Source organism: Marivivens aquimaris (genome assembly GCF_015220045.1).
In the GTDB taxonomy this organism is placed as follows: domain Bacteria; phylum Pseudomonadota; class Alphaproteobacteria; order Rhodobacterales; family Rhodobacteraceae; genus Marivivens; species Marivivens aquimaris.
Window position 1 is genome coordinate 2,705,746 of sequence record NZ_JADBGB010000001.1, and the last position, 23,124, is coordinate 2,728,869.

General features: G+C 60.5%; 21 protein-coding genes. 2 read left to right on the forward strand and 19 right to left on the reverse strand.

All coding sequences use genetic code 11. The features are described 5' to 3' along the window. Positions 1–127 precede the first annotated feature (127 nt). The gene (locus IF204_RS13350) at positions 128–1,870 is read left to right on the forward strand and encodes a polysaccharide biosynthesis protein (RefSeq protein ID WP_228069200.1); all 1,743 of its coding nucleotides are present in this window, start codon (positions 128–130) and stop codon (positions 1,868–1,870) included. On the opposite strand, the gene IF204_RS13355 is transcribed toward IF204_RS13350, so the two are convergent. The 13 genes from IF204_RS13355 to IF204_RS13415 form a co-directional block, all read right to left on the reverse strand. Next, positions 1,852–2,613 (reverse strand): FkbM family methyltransferase, encoded by a 762-nt coding sequence (locus tag IF204_RS13355; protein WP_194097598.1) that lies wholly within the window; start codon positions 2,611–2,613, stop codon positions 1,852–1,854. The two genes, IF204_RS13350 and IF204_RS13355, sit on opposite strands and share 19 nt — an antisense overlap. Next, entirely contained in the window at positions 2,610–3,005 is a 396-nt protein-coding gene (locus tag IF204_RS13360; RefSeq protein ID WP_194097599.1) for a DUF6165 family protein, read from the reverse strand. The genes IF204_RS13355 and IF204_RS13360 overlap by 4 nt, the downstream gene beginning before the upstream one ends. Continuing rightward, on the reverse strand, positions 3,002–4,360 hold the full coding sequence (locus IF204_RS13365; protein WP_194097600.1) for a tetratricopeptide repeat protein: 1,359 nt from the start codon (positions 4,358–4,360) through the stop codon (positions 3,002–3,004). Before IF204_RS13365 ends, IF204_RS13360 begins: the two co-directional genes overlap by 4 nt. Then, positions 4,357–5,136 (reverse strand): hypothetical protein, encoded by a 780-nt coding sequence (locus tag IF204_RS13370; protein WP_194097601.1) that lies wholly within the window; start codon positions 5,134–5,136, stop codon positions 4,357–4,359. The genes IF204_RS13365 and IF204_RS13370 overlap by 4 nt, the downstream gene beginning before the upstream one ends. 15 nt (positions 5,137–5,151) lie before the next feature. Further along, complete coding sequence (locus IF204_RS13375; protein WP_194097602.1) at positions 5,152–6,819, reverse strand: glycosyltransferase family 4 protein; 1,668 nt, start codon at positions 6,817–6,819, stop codon at positions 5,152–5,154. A 57-nt stretch (positions 6,820–6,876) separates the two neighbouring features. Next, complete coding sequence (locus IF204_RS13380; protein ID WP_194097603.1) at positions 6,877–7,932, reverse strand: Gfo/Idh/MocA family protein; 1,056 nt, start codon at positions 7,930–7,932, stop codon at positions 6,877–6,879. Further along, the gene (locus IF204_RS13385; protein WP_194097604.1) at positions 7,929–8,714 is read right to left on the reverse strand and encodes a ThuA domain-containing protein; all 786 of its coding nucleotides are present in this window, start codon (positions 8,712–8,714) and stop codon (positions 7,929–7,931) included. The genes IF204_RS13380 and IF204_RS13385 overlap by 4 nt, the downstream gene beginning before the upstream one ends. A gap of 139 nt (positions 8,715–8,853) precedes the next feature. Further along, the gene (locus IF204_RS13390) at positions 8,854–9,837 is read right to left on the reverse strand and encodes an ABC transporter substrate-binding protein (RefSeq protein ID WP_194097605.1); all 984 of its coding nucleotides are present in this window, start codon (positions 9,835–9,837) and stop codon (positions 8,854–8,856) included. A 45-nt stretch (positions 9,838–9,882) separates the two neighbouring features. Continuing rightward, positions 9,883–10,728: an ABC transporter permease gene (locus IF204_RS13395; protein ID WP_194097606.1), complete on the reverse strand. Its 846-nt coding sequence runs from the start codon at positions 10,726–10,728 to the stop codon at positions 9,883–9,885. After that, positions 10,725–11,672 (reverse strand): ABC transporter permease, encoded by a 948-nt coding sequence (locus IF204_RS13400; RefSeq protein ID WP_194097607.1) that lies wholly within the window; start codon positions 11,670–11,672, stop codon positions 10,725–10,727. Before IF204_RS13400 ends, IF204_RS13395 begins: the two co-directional genes overlap by 4 nt. Next, on the reverse strand, positions 11,665–12,438 hold the full coding sequence (locus IF204_RS13405; RefSeq protein ID WP_194097608.1) for an ABC transporter ATP-binding protein: 774 nt from the start codon (positions 12,436–12,438) through the stop codon (positions 11,665–11,667). Before IF204_RS13405 ends, IF204_RS13400 begins: the two co-directional genes overlap by 8 nt. A gap of 17 nt (positions 12,439–12,455) precedes the next feature. Beyond that, on the reverse strand, positions 12,456–13,916 hold the full coding sequence (hydA, locus tag IF204_RS13410; protein ID WP_194097609.1) for a dihydropyrimidinase: 1,461 nt from the start codon (positions 13,914–13,916) through the stop codon (positions 12,456–12,458). A gap of 227 nt (positions 13,917–14,143) precedes the next feature. After that, positions 14,144–15,400: a Zn-dependent hydrolase gene (locus IF204_RS13415; RefSeq protein WP_194097610.1), complete on the reverse strand. Its 1,257-nt coding sequence runs from the start codon at positions 15,398–15,400 to the stop codon at positions 14,144–14,146. A 182-nt stretch (positions 15,401–15,582) separates the two neighbouring features. On the opposite strand from IF204_RS13415, the gene IF204_RS13420 reads away from it, so the two are divergent. Beyond that, on the forward strand, positions 15,583–16,194 hold the full coding sequence (locus IF204_RS13420) for a TetR family transcriptional regulator C-terminal domain-containing protein (RefSeq protein ID WP_194097611.1): 612 nt from the start codon (positions 15,583–15,585) through the stop codon (positions 16,192–16,194). A gap of 29 nt (positions 16,195–16,223) precedes the next feature. Here IF204_RS13420 and preA read toward each other — a convergent pair whose 3' ends face one another. The 6 genes from preA to IF204_RS13450 all read right to left on the reverse strand — a co-directional run bounded on the left by preA (position 16,224) and on the right by IF204_RS13450 (position 22,996). Then, positions 16,224–17,525, reverse strand: coding sequence for an NAD-dependent dihydropyrimidine dehydrogenase subunit PreA (preA, locus tag IF204_RS13425; protein ID WP_194097612.1), 1,302 nt, complete (start codon positions 17,523–17,525; stop codon positions 16,224–16,226). Beyond that, the gene (locus IF204_RS13430) at positions 17,526–18,839 is read right to left on the reverse strand and encodes an NAD(P)-dependent oxidoreductase (RefSeq protein ID WP_194097613.1); all 1,314 of its coding nucleotides are present in this window, start codon (positions 18,837–18,839) and stop codon (positions 17,526–17,528) included. Between the two features lie 80 nt (positions 18,840–18,919). Then, the gene (locus IF204_RS13435) at positions 18,920–19,546 is read right to left on the reverse strand and encodes an ATP-binding cassette domain-containing protein (RefSeq protein WP_194097614.1); all 627 of its coding nucleotides are present in this window, start codon (positions 19,544–19,546) and stop codon (positions 18,920–18,922) included. After that, a complete protein-coding gene (locus IF204_RS13440; protein WP_194097615.1) occupies positions 19,539–21,182 on the reverse strand; it encodes an ABC transporter permease in 1,644 nt (547 codons plus the stop codon). The genes IF204_RS13435 and IF204_RS13440 overlap by 8 nt, the downstream gene beginning before the upstream one ends. Next, the gene (locus IF204_RS13445; protein ID WP_194097616.1) at positions 21,183–22,379 is read right to left on the reverse strand and encodes an ABC transporter substrate-binding protein; all 1,197 of its coding nucleotides are present in this window, start codon (positions 22,377–22,379) and stop codon (positions 21,183–21,185) included. Further along, positions 22,379–22,996 (reverse strand): CDP-alcohol phosphatidyltransferase family protein, encoded by a 618-nt coding sequence (locus IF204_RS13450; RefSeq protein WP_194097617.1) that lies wholly within the window; start codon positions 22,994–22,996, stop codon positions 22,379–22,381. Before IF204_RS13450 ends, IF204_RS13445 begins: the two co-directional genes overlap by 1 nt. Between the last annotated feature and the right edge of the window lie 128 nt (positions 22,997–23,124).

Consider the following 23,124-nt stretch of genomic DNA (forward strand, 5'->3'; position numbering starts at 1 on the left):
GCGAGCTAAACAGTTTCTGCTTTTCCTGCTGGATCTGCTGCTCATCCCTTCTGCTTTGTTCATCGCGGTGAGCTTCAAGCACGGTAACGGTCAATCCATCGAGTTCTTCGCAAATTATCCGTTTTTTATGCCCGCGGTTGTTGTCGCTGGTGCATTGGCGGTGCTTGCGACGGCCCTTCCCCGCATCAAACTGCACGCCATCGAATTCCGCGCCATCGGGCGGATCGGTATCGCCTCGCTCGTCATCGCGCTGGCGACCTACGGGGCCGAGACGATCATGCGCATCGCGGATGCGGGTCAGATTGCCGTCGCGACGGGCGGCCTGTTTTTCCTGATTTCGATCGGTGCGCGCATGGTCGCGCTGTTCAGTCTGCTGGCCTTGCGTGAGCACGCGCTGAGCCGCGTGCCTGTCGCAATCTACGGCGCCGGTTCTGCCGGTATCCGCCTTGCCACCGCGATGCAGATGTCGCACGACGCGCGCCCCGTGATGTTCGTTGACGACAATCCGCAAGTACAGGGCACCATCGTCCACGGTCTCCCTGTCCGCTCTGCCGATGCGCTGCGCAAGATGATCAGCCGCAAGCAGGTCGAGCGTGTCCTGATCGCGATTCCGTCGGCCAACTATTCGCGCCGCGCTGCGCTGGTCAAAGAACTGCGCGAGCAGAAATGTGACGTGCAGATCGCGCCGTCGATGGCGGAGCTTGTGCGCTCCAAAACGATCAACGGGATGCCGACGGTTTCGCCCGATAGCCTGCTGGATCGTGATAACGTCGACCTCGACAACCCACGAGTCGCGCGCGCATATTTCGACCGCGTTGTGATGGTTACCGGTGCCGGTGGCTCGATCGGGAGCGAGCTTTGCCGCCAGTTGCTTGAGTGCGGTGCCCGCAAGATCGTACTGTTCGAACTCAGCGAATACGCGCTTTACCAGATTGACCAAGAGCTTGGCCCGCTGGCCCGCGCTGCGAACGTGCAGCTGACGACCCGCCTTGGCTCCGTCGCCAATCCGCGCCGCGTTGCGCAGGTGATCGAAGACGAGGAAGTCGAGATCATCCTTCACGCTGCCGCCTACAAACACGTGCCGCTGGTCGAAGAAAACGAAGTCGCTGCCGCGCAGAACAACGTGATTGGCACCCGCGTGGTCGCCGAGGCCGCCGCCGCCGCCAATGTCCGCCGTTTCATCCTCGTGTCCACCGACAAAGCCGTGCGTCCGTCCAGCGTCATGGGCGCGACGAAACGTATGTCCGAGATGGTCATTCAGGACATGCAGACCCGCAGCAGCGTGACCAAGTTCGCCATGGTCCGCTTCGGCAACGTCCTTGGCTCGTCCGGTTCGGTGCTGCCGCTATTTCAGGAACAGATCTCAGTAGGCGGCCCCGTGACGGTCACCCACCCCGATATGCGCCGCTTCTTCATGACGATTCCCGAGGCCGCGCGCCTTGTACTGCTGGCCGGTGCATTTGCCGAAGGAGACGACATCTTTGTCCTCGATATGGGCGAGCCGGTTTACATCATGGATATCGCCAAGCGCCTGATCAAATTGACAGGACACCGTGTCTATGACGGGCGGAACGAGAACGACATCAAGATCGAGATCGTCGGCACCCGTCCTGGTGAAAAGCTCGTCGAAGAGCTGGTCATCGATCCTGCGCGCCTGATTTCGACACAGCACGAGAAGATCCTCCGTGCTCACGAGGATCGTCCCTCGCCGCGTTTGGTCACCAATGCGCTACGCATGCTGACCGACGCAATCAACGAGAGCGACTCGGCTGCCGTTCGCGCGGCATTGGCCGAGGCACTCCCTGGTTTCGGGCGCGTTCTGCCGGACAATGTCGTGCCGTTCGGACCGGCTCAGGCGACCAAGCGGTAAATCTCGTCAGGTCCGCAGAACTCGATCAACTCGTAGCCGTTTTTGGTCATCAGGTTCGCGATCTCCGTGCTGCCGGAGTTGTTCTCGATCGCCCAGAACCGGACCTTGTGCGCTTTGAAATCAAAGCCTTTCAGCAAGGCCAGTTCACCGCCTTCAATATCCAGTGAGACGAAATCAGGGTTTTCGTAACCGCTTTCCTTGAGGATACGTGACAGGGTTCGGGTCTCGACCTCCACTGTTTCTTCCTTGTGGCGCGGGTCTTTGCGGACACGCTCCAGCAGGTTTTGGTCATAGTGCGCCGCAAGGCCGCTCATCTGGGTGAACCCCTCGGTCACGGCGATAAAGCTCGCGGTGCCGTCTTCGGGGGCAACGGCGTAGCTGAGGCACGGGCATTTGCGGGCGATAGATGCCTTGTCGATTTGCGATGTCACGGGCTCAACCAGAACGCCGGTCCAGCCGCGAATTTGTTCGAGGAATAGCGTGTTGGACCCACGCACACCGTCGTAGCCGCCGACGTCGATGAACACGCCCGGTTTTTCTCCCATCAGGCTATCGATGATGCGATCCTGCCCCGCCTGCGAGGTGTACTGGTACCCATCGTCCAGCATCCGACGCAGCGCGTGGATCTCGCGGACGATGGCGCCGCGGCGGCGGGTTTTGTCCTTGGCGAGGGCCTCGACCAACTCCTTATGAGCGGCGGCGAGTTCTTTTTTGGCGGCGTTAATGCGCTGGATCGGTGTCATTTCGTTGGCTCGTAATATGATTTCTCTTCGACGATGGCAGAGCCGAGCAGCAGGTTAATCTGCTTTTTCACGGCGGCACGCCTGTCGTTGGTTTGGTAAACGGCGCGGGCGAGGCGGATGAACTCCTCGCCAAAGTCCTTGCGACCCTCGCATTCGCGGATGTCATCCTCGATCACCCAGAGGTCCGCGTTGATGGCGTAGAGCTCTTCCCAAAGCCCATGCAGATCGTCCGTCATCGGCAGAACGTCATCGGCAATCGCTTGGAGTACGGCCTTTTCATGCGCCACGTTGGCCAGCTTCGCGGCATCCGTGATACGTTCGGATTTCAGGCGCAGGATTGTCAGTTTGTCGATCAACTCGCCCGGGGAGGTCGGAACCAAGATGTCGTTCATTTCGCGGCCTCCTTGATGAGCGCGGATTTGACCTCTGCCATAACGTCGTCCCAATGCAGTGTCTCTTTCTGCCGGAAGAGGCGCATGGACGGATACCACGGCGTCGTCTCGCCACTATGGCGGTAGACCCAGAAGGCATCCTTGTGCAGCAGCGTCCACGTTTTCAGCCCGAGCGATCCCGCAATGTGAGCTGTCGCGGTGTCGGAGGTAATGATGAGGTCCATCTCTTCCATCACGGCGGCGCAATCGGCGAAATCGCGGTCGGTCGAGGCCGCATCGACGATCAGCCCGCCAGAGCCGTCCTGCAAAAACGCATCGAGCATCGGCCCTTTGTAGAGCGAAAATAGCTGCACGCCGTCGAGCTCAGTTAGCGGTAGAAAATCGGTGTGGCTGAACGACCGGAACGCATTCGCGCGGTAGGTGACAGAGCCAGTCCAGACGACGCCGACTTTGAACTTGTCCTTGAACGGCGCGACGATGTCCTTGGCGCGCGTACGGGAGTCCTCGGGGATCGTCAGCTTGGTCGGTGCAGGGATATCAGTGTCTGTTTCAAGCGAAATTCGCCCCAGATCCATCATGTTGATCCAGAAATCTTCGGATCCGCTGATGGTGTAGCTGGTATCCACAACGTCCGCGCCTTCGATGTTCGCCATCAGACGCGCGAGCGGTTTTTCAGCGACGACGATGACCTTTGCCGCGCCCTTCTGTTTCAGCGCGGGCAAGCAGCGGGACATCAGGATGCAATCGCCGAAGCCCTGCTCGGGCACCACGACGACGGTCTTTCCATCCAGCGGTTCGCCGTTCCACTCGGGGATGCTAACCGTCCGCTTCGTCAGTTCGCCAGCGTCCCAACGGGCGCGGTAAAATTTGAAGGCTTCCTGATAACGACCCAGAGCCAGCAGGGACATCGCCAGCTGCATCTTGATGTCGGCGAAGTCAGGGAAGCGCGCAGCCAGCGGCTCAAGATACGTCACCGCCTGCGTGTAATTGCCCTGACCGCGCAGACACCGCCCGATCAGCGAGTGATGTTCGGGCAGATTGTCGTCGTCGCGCAGGATGCTCTGCCGCAGGTCGATGGATTCCTGAAACTTGCCAAGATCGGAGAGGATATTCGCGAGGTTGCCACGTACCGCGATGCTTTTCGGATCGAGCGCAAAGGCCTTCCGTTGGGCGCGCTCGGCATTGCGGTAGTGTTTCAGCGTGCGCAGCAGCGCGCCATAGTTGGACCAGATCTGCGCATCGTCGGGTTTCTGGCCAAGGTAGCTGACGTAGGCCCTTTGCGCTTCTTCCAGACGACCGGCGCGGTGCGCGTCGATGGTGACGGCGCGCAGTTTCTTCAGCTCGGCAATGTTCATTTCTTGCGCTTTACGGGCTTGAGCAGAGTCTCGGGGCGCATTTCTTCGGCGCGTTCAAACAGGCTGAATGTCTGGTTCACGAAATTCACCGCACCAGAGACAAAATCGACGTAATCGGCGAGTTCTTTGGTCAGTTCAGCCTCGACCAGCGTGAAGCTACGGTCGGGTGAGACTGCCTCGAACGTGACATAGAACAGCGGATCGCCGCGGTTGATCTTGAGCGGCTTGCTGGTGTCGTGCCACTCGAACGCCCACATGAGCGGACGCGGCCACGTGTTGATCGGGAACCGGCCGCCAAAGATCGTGCCTGGCCACGGATCGCGCTGGTAATCAAGGAACGGCGCAAGCTGCGTGACGTAGACGGGCTCGTCCGCGATCAGCACGTAGGGCAGCGACAATTGCAGCGTCGGCACGCCCGGATAGCGCCATTCTTTCTCGGATACGAGGTGCAGCACCTGCCCGAGTTTGTTCGCGCGGATGCCCGACATATCACCGGCGAGGTTACGCAGCGCTGGCTTACCCTCTTTATCGCGGGTAAAGCCGATGTGCAGGTCGAACGGAGCGCGGAAAACGAAGTACCGGCTTTCCATGTTGATCACGGCGGGGCAGCGCGAGGCGGACTTCGCGTGCTCGCGGTTCTTTTCAGCGCCGCGGAAGCGTTCGGGCGGGTAGTAGACCACGCCGCCCTTCTGCGAGTTCAGGAACCAGCCCACGGTCACGGGGCCCTTGTTCTCGGGCAGTCCGGGGGCGTTTTCGAAACGGATCGAGAATTCCATCTCGTACTCCTGCAATTATTGCGGCGAAGACAGCTTTGCCATGCCGTATTTGGCAAGGAAAAGTGCTGTCAATTCAAGCTCCAACACACCGATGCCCGTCGATTTCGACAGGGACGCGAGCGTTGCGGGGGCGTGGGCGGCCATTTGCACTACGTTCCGGACCGTGCGTTCGGGCGGCATGATCCTGCGATCGTAGTGATCGCGCCCGTTCAGACGGTCGAGAGCCTTGATCTCGTCCACAGTAGGCACTTGAAGGATGGCAACTTCGGTCTGATCATTGACTATTTCAGCTGGATAACCGCGATAGAGCGCGAATGGATCAACCTCGATCGGGGAAACCGCGGAGGGGCTGAGACGTTTGGAGTGGGACTTGGCGACCTCGCGCCGCTCGGCAAGTTCGTCGGCAAGGCGGAGGTACTGGTTCATCACCGGCCTCAGATCGAAGTTCTGCGCGACATGCGCAGCCCCTGCCCGCCCCATCTTTTCCCGCAGGATCGGATCGCGCGCGAGGCGTTCGAGCGCGGCGAGGTAAGCGTCCTGATCAATCTCGGTCGCGTTGGACACGAGGCTGAGGTAGCCGAGATAACTGTCGCGACCATCGGCGAAACGGCTGGCAATCCGCGCGCCATTGCCCGCCCGCGCCATACGGGTCGGGATGAGGAACCCTGTCTCGCCGTGGCGCACCGTATCGCGGAAACCGTCCCAATCAGGCATGACCACAGGCAGCGAGGCTGCCATCGCCTCAATCGGAACGATGCCGAAGGTCTCCTGAATGTTGTCCACGGGCAGCGTGAAGATATCCGCACCGGACCAGATCGCGCGGCGCACCCACTCATCCCGCCCGTCGATGATGCGCGACGTGACCGAGGGGCATAGCGCAGCGGGGCCGTCGATGAAGAACCGCTCGTCATCTTCACGCCGCGCCCAACCGACCTGCCAGAGGTGGACGGGCCGATCCAAGCGCTGTGCGAGGCGTTCGAGTACTTGATAAAGCGGTACGGGATTGGCCTTTTCGCCCACTGTCAGGCGGCCCATGGTCATGATGACGATCGCAGCCTCGGGCACATCGAATTTGCCGCGCGCTTCGGCACGATAGTCACTGTTCCGGCGGAAATCGCTTGCATCAACGCTCAGCGGAATGACGGGCAGCTGCGGCAACGGGATGCGGGTTGCACCGAAACGGCGGCGAATGAACTCTGCGCTGAGGGCAAGCTGACGGCTCACCACCGTCTTGACCGCGCGGGAGGTGCATATGATCGCGTCCCACTCCTCGACGGGTTCCAGCAACTGATGATGCAGTTGTTCGATCACGCGGCGGGTGGAGACAGTGTGGGTGATCCCGACGAGCGAACAGGCCTCGGGTGCGAACCGCTGACGCCGCCATGTGGCGCCGTTGAAGCCAGGTACGGGAAAGAACACCGTACCGAAACGGGTGAAGTCATCCATGCTCCGCAAGACCGCGCCGTCGATAGGGCGATCCGCGCCAAGCTGCGCCGCGACTTTTTCGAACGCGGCCTGCCCCTTGGGCGTGTCAGTGACGATGTTGAGGGTCGGTCCGGGGCTATGCTTGATGAAAGCCTTCAGCGCGGTCTGTCCGGCAGAGCGGCGACCAACGAGGTCTTTGCCCGCCGTTTCGACGGCATCCGGATGGTAGAAGAATGCAGGGGCGGACGCCGTACCCATAGGAAGACCCGTTGAAAAACAACACGATCCTACGGCAATCCGACCCTGTCACACAAGTTAGATAGCCAGATCCACGCCACCTTGGGCGTTGGAGGCGACTGCCTGATCCAGCACTTTTTGCAGGGCCGCACCGCGCGCGAAGTCGGGCAGAACCGGCAGATCGTTCTGGATGGCTTTGACGAAGCGGACGTAGTTGGTGTCCACTTTGCCGATCGGCAGGTCTTTCCACTCGGCGGTTTTCAGATCAGCACCGATGCAGCCGCGCAGCGCGCTGTGCCCCATCTTGTCGACGACTTCGAGGCCGCCCTTCGTGCCGTAGATCTTGAGCGTCAGGTCGTTCATGTGGCCCGACGCAAAGCGGGTCGTGTGGACGACACCAATCGCTCCGTTATCCAGACGAACGTTCATGACAGCCGAGTCGTTGGCGTCGAGGACATACTCACCGATCTTGTCGTTCTCCGCTTTGTGGAAGGTCTGAAGACGGCAGGAGATGTTCGACACGGCCGAATTCGCCGCATAGGTCGCGAAGTCGAGGATGTGGACACCCACGTCGCCCAGAACCCCGTTCGAGCCGTGCGCGGTCGACAGACGCCAGAGCCATTGCGACTCGGTCGACCATTCGCCCCACGCGGGCTGGGTGAGCCAGCTTTGCAGGTAGGACGCTTCAAAGTGGCGGACCTCGCCGATGACGCCTTCCTGAATGAGGCGGTTGGCCTCGATCAGCGCAGCGCCGTTGCGGTAGGTCAGGTTGACCATGTTCACAACGCCAGCGGCAGCGGCACGCTCGGCCATTTCGACCGCGTCGTGGTGGTTCACCGCCAGCGGCTTTTCACAGAGCACGTGCTTGTGCGCTGCGAGCAGCGGGAGCGTGGTCATGTGGTGGACGGAGTCAGGCGTGACGTTCGACACCGCATCGAATTCACCCCAAGCCAGTGCGTCGGCGATGGAGGTGAAACCATGCGGGATGTCGTGTTTTTTCAGGAACGCATCGAGGCGCTCCTGATTGGTGTCGATGCCGGCGACAACGCGCGCGCCGGGAGCTTCTTTGAAGCCCTCGACGTGCGAGTTCGCCATGCCGCCTGTTCCGAGGATCAGGATGCGGACTTCATTCACTTATAGCCCTCCTCGCCGGCCTGGTGGAGCTTCGGACCGCGCTCTTCGATCGGTTCGAGCGCGGTTTCGACAGGCACGTTCGGCGCGTCGTTCGGCTTTTCGATTCGTTTCGCGGGGTTGTAGGCCCACTTTACCGCGTTGCGCAGAACGGTCTGGACGTTCGCATCGTGGTAGGTCGGATAGGTCTCGTGACCCGGACGGAAGTAGAAAACATTGCCCGCGCCGCGCTTGTAGGTGACGCCAGAGCGGAAGACTTCGCCGCCTTGGAACCATGACACAAAGACGGTTTCCATCGGTTCCGGAATGCCGAAGGGCTCACCGTACATTTCTTCGTTTTCCAGCTCGAAATGATCCGGAAGACCGGCAGCGATCGGGTGGTTGCGGCTGGTGAGCCAAAGGCGCTCGCGTTCGCCCGCTTCGCGCCATGTCAGGTTACACGGGGTGCCCATCAGACGCTTGAAAATCTTTGCAAAGTGGCCTGAGTGCAGAACGATCAGGCCCATGCCTGCGTGCACCTGTTCGGCAACGCGTTCGACGATCTCGTCCGTAACGTCACCGTGTGCGGCATGGCCCCACCACAGCAGAACGTCGGTTTCCTGAAGACGCTCGAGCGGAAGACCATGCTCCGGCTCTTGCAGCGTTGCGGTCGTCGCAGTGATACCCTCATCCGTGTTCAGCGCGTCGGCAATGCACTGGTGCATACCGGTCGGATAGATGTCTGCTACGACTTTGTTTTTCTGTTCGTGGACGTTTTCACCCCAAACAACAGTACGAATACTCATGTGTCCCTCTCCTCCAAAGCGCTTTGGGTTCGAGGGGAATCGTTATCGCGAAACATGGGACACGTCTATCGCGAAGAGCGGCGAAAACGCACAGACGCCCCGCAATATGCGAGGCGTCCTTTTCAAATCAGCGCGAGGCTCAGTTCAGAGCTTCGTCGGTGATCGCGTGGGTCCAAGCGCCTTCGGGAACCATAGTGATGACCGGATCGGAGCCACCGGCCAGCAGCGTGTCGACGGTACGCTGGTAGTCGGCTTCGTCCAGCGCGCCGTTCGAACCGGCGGTCAGCTTGGCGACTTCACCCATCATGTAGATCTGGTGCTCTTCGGTCTGGGCGCCGGTTTCGTCGTAGTCCAGAACGATCATCGCAGCTTCTTCGGGGTTCTCTTCGGCCCACTTCCAGCCTTCCATCGAAGCGGCAACGAAGCGCACCATCTTATCGACGAACGCCGGATCTTCGAGCTGGTCTTCGAGGACATAGAGACCGTCTTCGAGGGTCGCGACACCCACGTCTTCGTACTTGAAGGTCACCAGTTCGTCTTCGGTGACGCCAGCTTCGAGCACCTGACCAAATTCGTTGTAGGTCATGGTGGAGATACAGTCAGCCTGACGCTGGAGCAGCGGGTCGACGTTGAAGCCCTGCTTGAGAACTGTCACGCCATCTTCGCCGCCATCGGTCGAGATGCCTTCCTGGCTCATCCACGACAGGAACGGATATTCGTTGCCGAAGAACCAGACGCCGAGAGTGTGGCCTGCGAAATCTTCCGGACCGGTGATGCCGCTGTCCTTCCAGCAGGTCAGCATCAGACCCGAGGATTTGAACGGCTGGGCGATGTTGACGATCGGCAGGCCCTTTTCGCGGGCAGCCAGAGCCGACGGAAGCCAGTCGACCATCACGTCAGCGCCGCCACCGGCCAGAACCTGACCAGGCGCGATGTCCGGACCACCCGGCAGGATGGTAACGTTCAGATCGGCTTCTTCGTAGAAGCCCTGATCCAGAGCCACATAGTAGCCAGCGAACTGGGCCTGAGTGACCCACTTGAGCTGGAGAGTAACGTCATCGGCAGCAAAGGCTCCCGAGGCAGTGCACAGAGCCGCGACGGCGCCAGCAAGGTACTTCTTCATGATACGACCTCCTAGTCGGTTGATGTTGTCCGGTCTTTGCGCCGGTTACTTTCGTTGCGACGGGTGCCAGAAGGTCACCCCCCGTTCAATCAAGGCGATCAGGCCGTAAAAGGCACTGCCCGCCAAAGCGGCCACCACGATTTCTGCCCAGACCATATCAAGCGCGAGCTGGCCGACAGAGGTGGAGATGCGGAAACCCATACCAAGCACGGGTGATCCGAAGAATTCGGCAACAATTGCACCGATAAGTGCCAGCGTTGTCGCAATTTTAAGCCCGTTGAAAACAAAGGGCATCGCCGCTGGAAGACGCAGTTTGAAAAGCGTCTGGAAATATCCGGCTGCGTAGGTGTGCATCAGGTCGCGCTGCATCGCAGACGTATCGCGAAGGCCCGCCACCGTGTTTACCAGCATCGGGAAAAACACCATGACCACCACCACGGCGGCCTTGGACTGCCAGTCGAAGCCGAACCACATCACGAGGATCGGGGCGATGCCCACAATCGGGAGCGCGGCCATGAAGTTGCCGACCGGCAAAAGCCCGCGGCGCAGGAAGTCGTAGCGGTCAACAATGATCGCGACGACAAACGCCGAGCCGCAGCCAATGATGTAGCCGGACACCGCGCCTTTGCCGATGGTTTGCACCGCGTCAGCCCAGAGCGTAGGCAGGTTCTGCGCGAACGTCCCCGCAATCACCGACGGCGGCGGCAGGATAACCGCCGCGACGTTCATGCCGCGCACGACAAGCTCCCACACGATCAGCACCGTGGCGCCGAAAATGAGCGGCACGGCAATGCCCGCGATCCGCGAATTCGCCAACGGTCCGTTCGAAAGCCAAGCGTTAAACGCCCAAGCCGCGATCCAGATGACGAGAGCAAGAATTACCAGAGTCATACAGCCATCCCCATCCGCTTGAGGGTCCGCGCTTCGATCCAGCCGATGATAGCAACCATCAGCGCCGCAAGGATAGCGGCCACGAAGAGAGCGGCCCAGATTTGTTCGGTTTGGCCATAGTAGCTGCCCGACAACATCCGCGCGCCAAGTCCGCCGCGCTGCACGGGAAGCTCGCCCACGATGGCACCGACGAGCGAGGCCGCGATGCCGATTTTCAACGAGGTGAACAGATACGGCATCGACGCGGGCAAGCGCAGCTTCCAGAAGCCCTGCGACTTGCTGGCGTTATAGGTCCGCAGCAGGTCGAGCTGCATATGATCTGGGCTCCGAAGGCCCTTCACCATGCCGACGACGACCGGAAAGAAGCTGAGATAGGCACTGATAACAGCCTTGGGCATCATGCCCCCGATCCCGATGGAATAGAGCACCACAATGATCATCGGCGCGAGCGCGACGATGGGAATGGTCTGGCTGACGATGGCCCACGGCATGACGCTGCGGTCCATCGTGCGGCTGTAGACGATGCCCACCGCAAGTAGAATGCCGAAGCCTGCGCCGATCAGGAAACCGAGCACCGTCGCACCCAGCGTGACGCCCGAGTGGTAGACGAGGCTGCGGTTCGAGAAGCTGCCCGAGTTGACGATACCGCGGCGGCCATTGACCTCCTCGTCCCACGTGGAGTGGTAGATTTCGGTCAGCACTTGATGCGGGCTCGGCAGACGGGCGCGCTCGACGTTCCAGCTTCCGCCCAGCGCGTCCATGTTCTGGAACACGAGCGACCAGCGACCGACTTCGGAGCGTTCGCGTGCATTGTCGGGAGTCACAGCGACCCCTGCCCGTTCGGCGGCAGTCAGCGTTTCCTGCACATTCATCGGCACCGCCGCGACATACCAGAACGCGACAATCGCAAGGATCACGGTAATGACGGGGCCGAGTTTATTCATCCAAGTGCCCCGCACGCAGACCGTCACGCACGCGGTGCGCAATGGCGATGAACTCGGCACTGTCTCGGATATCGAGCGGACGCTCGCGCGGCAGGGTGCTTTCGATGACGTCCGTGATCCGCCCCGGACGCGGGGACATCACGACGATCTTGGTCGACAGGTACACCGCTTCGGGGATGGAGTGGGTGACGAAACCGATGGTTTTGCCCGTGTTGTTCCAGAGCTTCAGAACCTCTTCGTTCAGGCGGTCACGGACGATTTCGTCCAGCGCGCCAAAGGGTTCGTCCATCAGCAGGATGTCGGCATCGAAGGCCAGCGCACGGGCAATCGAGGCACGCTGCTGCATACCGCCCGATAGCTGCCACGGGAATTTCTTTTCAAAACCAGTGAGTTCGACCAGATCGAGCACGCGTTTCACGCGCTCGGCCTGTTCGGACTTGGAATAGCCCATGATTTCGAGCGGAAGCGCGATGTTCCGCCCGATGGTCCGCCACGGGTAAAGGCCGGCGGCCTGAAACACGTAGCCGTAAGCGCGGGCTTGCCGCGCCTCCTCAGGGGTCATTCCGTTGACGGAGAGCGTACCGCCCGTCGGGTGTTCAAGTCCCGCGACACACCGCAAGAACGTGGTCTTGCCGCATCCCGAGGGACCAATGAACGAAACAAAGTCGCCCTTCTCGATGGTCAGGTTCACGTCCTTGAGGGCATGAACCGGCCCGTCGTTGGTTTGAAAGGTGAGGTTGAGCCCTTTGGCTTCGATGACGCTCATCCGGTATTCGTCTTTCTTTAAACGCCGGTCGCGGGAATGCCGGTACGTTCGACCGGACGCGGGGCGGTAAGTTCTTTCCATTTCGAGAGAGCGGTGTTCACGGCGGTGTTCGGTTCGCGCTTCACAAACTTACCGTGGCCTTCCTGCGTGCGTACCTCGCCATCGTAGAGCGCGACCTGCCCGCGGGTCAGCGTGAAGCGCGGCAGGCCCTTCACTTTTTGTCCCTCGAAGACGTTGTAGTCGATTGCGGACTGCTGGGTCGATGCTGCGATTGTCTTTTCTTTCTCCGGATCCCAGACGACGAGGTCGGCATCGGCGCCGACAAGCACCGCGCCCTTCTTCGGATAGCAGTTCAGGATTTTGGCGATGTTGGTCGAAGTCACGGCGACGAACTCGTTCGGGGTCAGGCGGCCCGTGTTCACGCCATGGGTCCAGAGCATCGGCATACGGTCCTCAAGACCGCCGGTGCCGTTCGGGATCTTGGTGAAGTCCCCTACCCCGTAACGCTTTTGCTCGGTGGTGAATGCACAGTGGTCGGTTGCCACAACCGACAGCGAGCCCGATTGGAGACCTGCCCAGAGGCTGTCCTGATGCTTCTTGTTACGGAACGGCGGCGACATCACACGGCGGGCGGCGTGGTCCCAATCCTTGTCGAAGTATTCGCTTTCGTCGAGCGTCAGGTGCTGGATCAGCGGCTCGCCCCACACACGCTTGCCCTGCATACGTGCGCGGCGGATGGCTTCGTGGCTTTCCTCGCAGGAGGTGTGAACGACATAAAGCGGCACGCCAGCCATGTCGGCGATCATGATCGCGCGGTTGGTGGCCTCGCCTTCGACCTGGCTCGGGCGGCTATAGGCGTGAGCTTCAGGGCCGGTGTTGCCTTGGGCCAGCAGTTTGGCCGACAATTCGGCAACCACATCGCCGTTTTCCGCGTGAACCATGGCGATCGCGCCAAGCTCGGACAGGCGCTGGAACGACGCGTACATTTCGTCGTCGTTCACCATCAGCGCGCCTTTGTAGGCCATGAAGTGCTTGAAAGTGTTGATGCCTTTTTCGCGGACAACGGTTTCCATCTCGTTGAAAACCTGCTCGCCCCACCACGTCACGGCCATGTGGAAGCTGTAGTCACAGTTGGCGCGGGTGGATTTGTTGTCCCACATCTGGATCGCGTCCATCAGACCCTGACCGGGCGACGGCAGCGCGAAGTCGACGACCATCGTGGTACCGCCAGCGAGCGCTGCGCGGGTGCCGCTTTCGAAATCGTCGGTCGAATAGGTGCCCATGAACGGCATTTCGAGGTGGGTGTGCGGGTCGATACCGCCCGGCATGACATAGCAGCCGGTCGCGTCGAGTTCCTGATCACCGGGCAGCCCCTGCCCGATTTCAGTGATGACACCGTCTTCGACGAGGACGTCGGCTTTGTAAGTCAGGTCAGCGGTGACGATGGTGCCGTTCTTGATGACGGTAGAGTTGGACATGGGACCTCCGGCTGTTGGTGTGCTGCGCGTCCCTGCCCGACCATGCGGCGCGGGACGGCGGCTGGTCAGTTTCTGTTGGTGGCGTTGTACGCCTGCATTTGATCGCAGGTCTTTTTGCCAAAATGGGTGCTGCCGCGCGGGAACGACGGAGCGTGATGGCTCCGTAATCCTGTTCCGATCTGGTGTGACTGGTCCATGGAATGACCCCGCGCAGCTTTGGTGTCAGTTTAGCCCGTGACGACCGCCGTTTCGAGCACGGCATGTAGGAGGACGTTTGTGCCTTTCGCGGCCCACTCCTGACTGATCTCTTCAGCCTCGTTGTGGGACAGGCCGTCGACACACGGACACATAATCATAGACGTCGGCGCGACACGGTTGATCCAGCAGGCATCGTGACCGGCGCCCGAGATGATATCCATGTGCGAATAGCCCAGATGCTCGGCGGCGTTGCGGACGGCGGTCACGCAGCCTTCGTCAAAAGTGACAGGATCGAAGTGGCCGACGGGTTCGATTTCGATACCAAGGCCGAGTTCTTCAGCGATTTTCGGGGCTTCAGCCTCAAGTCGCGCCTTCATCCCGTCCAGCTTTTCCTGATGCGGAGAGCGGATGTCGATGGTGAATACGCACTTACCGGGGATCACGTTGCGGCTGTTGGGATAGACGTTGCACTGGCCGATGGCACCGACCGCATCGGGCTGATTGTCCATGGCGACAGTGTGCACAAGTTCCGTAATCCGCGCCATTCCGAGGCCCGCATTGACGCGCATGTGCATCGGGGTCGAACCCGTGTGCGCGTCCTTGCCGGTCAGCGTGACCTGCAGCCACCACAGACCTTGGCCGTGCGTGACAACACCGATGTCTTTTTCTTCGGCTTCAAGGATCGGACCCTGTTCGATGTGCAGTTCGAACATCGCGTGCATCTTGCGGGTGCCGACCTCTTCGTCGCCAACCCAACCGATACGCTGGAGCTCGTCGCCGAATTTCTTGCCCTCGGCGTCTTCGCGGTCGTAGGCCCAGTCCATTTCGTGCATTCCGGCAAACACGCCGGAGGCCAGCATGGCAGGGGCAAAGCGGGTGCCTTCTTCGTTCGTCCAGTTGGTCAGAACGATCGGGTGTTTGGTTTTCACGTCGAGGTCATGGATCGTCCGCAGCACTTCGAGGCCGCCAAGCACGCCCAGAACACCGTCGTATCTGCCGCCCGTGGGCTGGGTGTCGAGGTGACTACCCATATAAACGGGCAGGGCGTCTGGGTCGGAACCGGGGTAGGTGGCGAACATGTTGCCCATCTTGTCCACGCCCATGGTGCAGCCGATGTCCTCGCACCATTTCTGGAAAAGCTCGCGGCCCTTGGCGTCGTCATCGGTGAGGGTCTGACGGTTGTTGCCACCCGCAATGCCCGGTCCGATCTTGGCCATTTCCATGAGGCTGTCCCAAAGACGGTCGCCGTTGATCTGCATATTTTCGGCTGGTGAGGTCGCTGGCATGTCAGCCTCCCTGTTTTTTTGCGCTGCGTTTGTTTTGTGCAAAAACGCTTGCTTGTTTTACCAATCGGTCAAATGAACGCTATCAAAGGGTCAAATCCAGTCAAGCGTTCCGGTATCGCGTTGGCATCAGCAGGAAAAAACCGCTAATTGTTTATGCAGTAATGAAGAGGAAATCGGGGCCAATGACCAAATCCCAGCCACGTACCCGCATTCAGGAAAAGAACCGTAAGACCATTCTGGACGCAGGTCTGGAGGTGTTTTCCAAGTACGGGTTCCGCGGCTCGACATTGGACCAGATCGCCGAGGCTGCGGGCCTCTCGAAACCGAACCTGCTCTATTATTTCCCGTCCAAGGAAGCGATCCACGTCGAACTGCTGGAGATGCTGCTCGACACTTGGCTCGACCCTCTGCGGGAAATGGAGCACGACGGCGATCCGATCGAGGAAATCCTGTCCTATGTTCACCGCAAGATCGAGATGTCGCGCGAATATCCGCGTGAAAGCCGTCTCTTTGCAAATGAGATCCTTCAGGGCGCCCCGCGCATCCTCGATGCACTCAGCGGCGAACTGAAACCACTCGTTGACGAAAAATGTGCGCTGATCCGTCAGTGGATTTCAGAGGGCCGCATTGCCGAAGTCGATCCTTACCATCTGATTTTCTCGATCTGGTCGATGACCCAGCACTATGCGGACTTCGCGGTGCAGGTCGACACGATCATGGAGGGCAAGGACCCGTTCGATGGGGCGCAAAAATACCTCGATCACCTTTTCATTTCGATGCTGACGCCGAAATGATGGCCCCGTAGCGGGGCCACCACTGTTGATTATTCCGCTGCCGTCGACGACGGGTTGTTCGGGTGGGTGGTCCAGTTGGCGTAGTCGCCGCGTTTCTGGCCAGTACGCAGATCGACCTCGCCCTTGGGCAGTTCGACCATGGTGATGCAGTCCTCGACAGGACAAACGTTGACGCAAAGGTTGCAGGCAACGCATTCGCTGTCGTCCACCTCGAACACGCGGCCTTCCTTCATCAGGATGGCTTGGTGGCTGGTATCTTCGCAGGCTGCGAAGCAACGACCGCACGAGATACAGGCGTCCTGATCGATCTTCGCTTTGGTCACGTAGTTCAGATCGAGGTACTGCCAGTCGGTGACGTTCGGGGTCGCCATGCCGACGAAATCGGCGGTCGACTTGTAGCCTTTTTCGTCCATCCATTGCGACAGGCCGCTGATCATTTCCTGAACGACCTTGAAGCCGTAGGTCATCGCAGCGGTACAGACCTGCACGTTACCCGCGCCCAGCGCCATGAACTCTGCCGCGTCACGCCACGTGGTGATGCCGCCGATACCCGAAATCGGGAGCCCATGGGTTTCCGGATCGCGCGCGATCTCGGCCACCATGTTCATTGCGATCGGTTTGACCGCCGGACCGCAATAACCACCGTGTGTGCCTTTGCCGCCGATGGTCGGTTCCGGCGCCATCTGGTCGAGGTCCACCGAGGTGATCGAGTTGATGGTGTTAATCAGCGAAACAGCGTCCGCACCGCCGATTTTTGCCGCGCGCGCAGGCTTGCGGATGTCAGTGATGTTCGGTGTCAGTTTCACGATGACGGGCTTGGAGTAGTACATCTTGCACCACTCGGTGACCATCTGGATGTACTCGGGCACCTGACCGACGGCCGAACCCATGCCGCGTTCAGCCATGCCGTGCGGACAGCCAAAGTTCAGTTCGATCCCGTCAGCGCCGGTATCTTCGACGCGGGGCAGGATCTCTTTCCACGACTGTTCGTCACACGGGACCATGATCGACGCGATGAGCGCGCGGTCGGGGTAGTCCTTTTTGACGCGGGTCATCTCGTCGAGGTTGGTTTGAAGCGGGCGGTCGGTGATCAGTTCGATGTTGTTCAGACCGAGCAGACGGCGGTCTGCGCCCCAGATCGCGCCGTAACGCGGGCCGTTGACGTTGACGACCGGCGGACCTTCGGAACCGAGGGTCTTCCAAACGACACCGCCCCAACCGGCCTCGAAAGCACGGCGGACGTTGTATTCCTTATCGGTCGGCGGCGCGGAGGCCAGCCAGAACGGGTTCGGGGATGTGATACCCAGAAAATCTGTCGTGAGGTCAGCCATTTACGCCCCCATCAGAGTTGTGTGGATGTCTTCGGCGGCGTCACGGCCTTCGGCCACGCCCCAGACAGTCAGGTCTTCGCCAAGGTTGGTGCAATCGCCGCCAGCCCAGACACCGTCAATGCTCGTGCGGCCCGCGCCGGTCACAGCGATCTTGCCGCCTTCGACCGCAACACCGCTGTCGGTGGTCAGGGTCTGGCCGATGGCTTTAAGCACCTGATCCGCCGGAATAGTGACGGTTTCGCCAGTGCCTGACAGCTTGCCATCGGTGACGCTCGTGTATTCGAGCGTGATTTCACCTTCCGCCAGCGAAGACGGCATCACGTTGAACATCAGTTTTACGCCGTTCGCAGCGGCGAGGTCCTGTTCGTAGCGGCTCGCTGGCATGGCGTCGCGGCCACGGCGATAAGCGATGGTGACATTCTCAGCGCCGAGGTGCTTGGACTGCACCGCCGCGTCGACTGCTGTCATGCCGCCGCCGATGACCACGACATTGCGGCCAACGGGCAGGGCGCTCAGGTCGCTCGACTGACGGAGGTCCGCAATGAATTCCACCGCGTCGGTCGCAAGCTCTTCACCGCCTGTGCGGAGCGCATTCACGCCGCCAAGACCGATGCCGAGGAAGACCGCGTCGAAGTCGCCCCGTAGTTCGTCCAGAGTGATATCCGAGCCGATAGCAATACCGGTGCGCAGGTCGATCCCGCCGATCTGCATCAGCCAGTCGGCCTCTTTCGCAGCGAAATCATGCGGGGTTTTGTAGGCCGCAATGCCATATTCATTGAGGCCGCCCGGCTTGGGCTTTGCGTCATAGATCGTGACGCTGTGACCCTTCATCGCAAGGCGGTGAGCACACGCCAGACCGGCAGGACCGGCACCGACGACTGCAATGCGCTTGCCCGTTTCGGGCGCACGGCTGAACGGATGGCTCTGTTTGGCCATCAGCGTGTCGGTCGCATAGCGCTGGAGGCGTCCGATCTCGACCGGCTTACCCTCGGCGGCTTCGCGAACACACACCTCTTCGCAGAGCGTTTCGGTCGGGCAGACCCGTGCGCACATACCGCCAAGAATGTTTTGTTCAAAAATTGTCTTGGCCGCCGCTTCGGGCGTGTCCGTCTGGATTTGCCGGATGAACAACGGAATGTCGATGCTCGTCGGGCAGGCCGTCATACACGGCGCGTCGTGGCAGAAATAGCACCGGTCAGCTGCGACTTGCGCTTCGTGCGCGTCGAACTGCGGGTGAAGATCCGCAAAATTGGCTGCGATCTCCTCGGTGCTCAATCGACCGGCTGCAATGCCGGGGGTCATGGGCGAGGTCATGTTGGCTCCCTGTCGTGCCTTGATTTTGTTCAAAGCATTACACAGGTCCATTTTTTATCAAACGGTAAATTTTGGGCAGTTTATGAACGAAGGGATATGATCCGCCCCCCGGCGGCCTCTGCGTCCGCTACGTCGTGCGTGACCATGAGAACCGGAAGTCTTTGATTTTTCGCGTGTTTGAACACGAGGTCACGGACTTGGCCGCGCAACTCCGCGTCGAGTTTTCCGAACGGTTCATCGAGCAAAAGGGCCTTCGGTTCGGACAATAACATGCGCATCAGGGCCACTCTGGACCGCTGACCGCCCGACAAAGTGGCTGGATCTCGACCTTCGAATCCGTCCAACCCGACGGCTGCAAGCGCGTCGGCGATACGTGATGTGCGGTCCGCACCGCGCAGTCCGAACGACAGGTTTTGCCCGACGCTCATGTGCGGGAAAAGCAGGTCGTCTTGGAAAAGGATGCCCATGCGGCGCTTCTCTGGCGGCAAGTTCGAGATGTCATTGCCATTCAAGAGCGCGCGACCCGACGCTGAGAAGGCGCTGGGCAGGTTGCCGGTAAGCCACGCCAGAAGCGTCGATTTGCCGGAGCCGGAGGGGCCCATGATCGTGACGACTTCGCCCGCGTTCACGGTGAAGTCGACCTCGAGTAATTCTGCCCCGCCGAGTGAAATGCGCACGTTTTCCAGCACCAAAGACCGTTCAGCCATGCGCCATTCCTTTCCGGTTTCGCCAAATGATTGCGGGCACCATCGCTGCGATCACAAATGGCAGCAGTGCCGCAATGGTTTGGGCCACAGCGTAGACCCCGATCAGCCTGCGGTCTCCGCCCGATGCGAGCGCCACGGCCTCGGTCGTCAAAGTCTCCACCCGTCCGCCGCCAATTAGCAAGGTGGGGAGATATTGGCCAACCGACACCGCGAAACCAATGGCGAGCGCGCCGAGGAGCGGGCCGATCAGCATGGGGAGTTGTAGCCTGAGGAAGATACTGTGACGAGAACGGCCCAGCGCCGCGCCAATGATAGCAAAGCGTCTGTCCCAAGCGTCCGATGCGCCTTGGAATGTCAGCAGGACGTACGGGAGGACGAATATTAAGTGCACGAGAAGGACGGGGAGGACGCCAGCCTCTAGCCCCGCGAAAAGCATCAGCGTTTGCAGGCCCGGAAGGAACGTCACTTGCGGCACGATGAGCGGTGCGTAGAGGAGCCACGTGGGCAGTTTGCGGTCCGTGTAGGTGAGTGAAAGTGCGATCAGAAGCGCAGCGATCACTGCAGCACCGGCGATCAAAACAGTCTCCATTCCAGCGTCAACCAAGGCATCCTGTCTGGTCCAGCTGCGCAGTGTGAAACTGTCGGGCAGCAAATTCGGGAAGCCCCAGAAGCCCGCCACGGACCACAGAGCCGCGATCCCGATCCCGGCGATCAGCATCGCCGTGATCGTGTAGGCTGTCGCCGTGGCCAAAGGCTTTGTCGCCTCGGCAGAAAGCAGCCGCCCTCCGGCGTTGATGATGGCATTGCGGAATGCTCGGCACGTGCGTTCAACCAGCCACCAGATGCCGAATGCTCCGATGACCAAGCCAAGCTGTACTAGCGCTCCTGCGGCGGCCTTGCTGCGCATCGCGAGGTCGGGATCGTTCATGAGCCGCGTGATCGCGACCGCGAGCGGAGGCGGGGTCGTCGGCCCAAGGATGATCGCTACATCGACGACCGAGATCGAATACGCGAGCACGAGGTACACTGGCAGCCTGATCTGGCCATAAATTGCGGGCCAGACTGTCAGGAACCACCCCGCGATCCGTCCGTAGCCCAGCGCTCCGGAGACTTGGAGGCGGCGGTCAAAATCGCTCTGGGGCAGGGCGGCGATGATCATGAGGAGGAGGAACGGGATTTCCTTCATCGCGAGTCCGAGGATCATCGCGAGGCCCAATGGGTCGTTAATGATCACGAGGTCGGGCGGCCGATCCCAACCGAAAGGCACGGCCAGCAGGCGAACGATCAACCCAGACGGTGCAATGACGAAGGCCAATCCGAAAGCCGCCGTTGCGTGGGGCAGGGCGAGGAATGGGCCGAGCGTCGTCCTCAACCACCGCCACGCTTTGGTGCCGACCAAAGCGGCGGAAATCAGGGAGGCACCGATCACTGCGAGCGCCGTGGCGCCCAATCCGGTCGTCATGGACAAGCGGATCAATGGCACAAAGCCGGGCCATGCAAACAGCTCGGCAAAAGCGTCCAGTCCAAAGGCTGTACGCCCGATGGCGGGGAAATATCCGAACGCCGGAAGCACCACGCCGATCAGTCCGGCAGCGACCGGACCGATCAGCAGAAGCGCGACCAGCAGGCGGGCCACTTACTGCGTAACGCCGTAGCGGGCGTCCCAGTCTTCGGCGATGCGGGTCATCCACGACGGATGCGGTTCCGCTTGTACAGAGCCTAACTCGGCAGGGCTGAGCGTTGCGATGCCGAGGTCCAGTTCGTCGAACGCAGCGCGCTGGGCGTCATCCAGTTTCGCCATGTCGAGCACGGTGCCGTAGCCGAGAATGTCGGGGTTTTGTGCATGTGCCTGCGCCTCAGGCGACATCAGGAAATCGGCCACGACCATCGCGCCTTCCTTCGAGCCGGAGTTATACGGGATCGCGACAAACGACGCGTTGCCGATGGTGCCTTTGCCCAGAACGAAGGTCCGCACCGTGTCGGGCAACTGGCCATTCGCGATCGCTGTGGACGCTTCACCCGGGCTGAAGGAAATGGCGAGGTCGACCTCCTGATCCGCGATCAATTGCAACTGGGCAGGGCCGGTTTGCGGATAGACGGTGCCATCGCGCCAGAGGGTCGGCGTCAGCGCATCCAGCCATTCCCACAGCGGAGCAGTGACTTCGGCGTAGTTGTCGTCGGTAGCGGGGTCTTGCAGAACGCTCGGGTCCGGCAGCAGGTCAACGAGAGCCTGCTTGAGGAAAGTCGTTCCAAGGAAATCGGGCGGCTGCGGGTAGGTAAAACGACCGGGATGGGCGGCAGTCCAGTCCAGGAGGGCGTTCATATCGCCGACAGGCTCCATATCCACGGTGTCATACATGAATACCACCTGCGCCATAGCCCACGGGCTTTCATAGCCGTTGGTGGGCACAGTAAAGTCGGTGCGGACAGTCTTGCCATCAGTGTCTACATAGGCCCAATTCGGCAAGCTTTCGGCGTAGGGACCGTAGAGCAGACCAGCCTCTTTCATCGAGGCGAAGTTCGCACCGTTAATCCAGATCATGTCGATCGCGCCGTCGTCGTCCTTGCCCGCATCACGCTCGGATAGCACGCGAGTGACGGCATCGGCGGTGTCCGTGAGTTTGACGTGTTCGAGGGTGACGCCGAAGTCTTCTTCGACCCGATCACCGACCCACGCGATGAAATCGTTGGTCGCCGTGGAGCCGCCCCATGCGTTCCAATAGACCGTCTGGCCCTTGGCGACTTCAAGCACGGCGTCCCAATCTGCGGGGTCGGTTTCGGCCCAGAGGGCAGTCGGGGCGATCAGCGCCAGAGCAAGGAGCGGAGACTTCATCAATGGTCCTTTCCATCGGAAAATAGCTTGGACGCGCCATAAAGGCGCAAGGTGGCGGTCAGAAAACACAGGCAGCCGAAGACCCACGATAGCGCGGGGAACGCGCTCGGGAACAGGCAGAGGAGGACGAAGAACAGCACCGTCTCCGTCCCTTCGAGCAGCCCGTTGGAGTAATAGAGCGACTTGATGCCCTGCGCCTCGGTCTCCATCTCGTGCCGTTCGGCGAGGATCGCGTAGCCGAGGAAGCTTGCGCCGTTGAAATAGAAGGAGGTGAGCAAAAACGCTCCGGCAGCGTCATTGGACGGATCATGCCAGACGAAAGCCATCGGAACCGCGCCGTACAACAGGAAATCGCAGGTGATATCGAGGTATCCGCCGAAGTCGGATTTCTGCGTGGCGCGCGCGACAGCACCGTCGAGCCCGTCAGCAATACGGCTTAGCAGCAGCACGATAAGCGCCGCGCCAAAATAGCCCAACACGATCAATGCGGCAGACAAAAGGCCCAGACCAAGCCCGATGAGCGTGACGGTATTTGCGGTGATTCCCGTCGATGCCATGGCACGCCCAGCGCGGTTCAGCGGCGGATCGATGAGGCGGCGGGCATAGGCGTCGAGCATGATTATTCCTGAATTTCCCGCACTTTGCCGAAAATGGTGCGGCGCTGCAATCGTCCTACGGTGATGTGAGGGGCTGCAACACTCCGGCCGTATTCCGACCAAAAAAGTCGGAATTGACAGAGCCGACT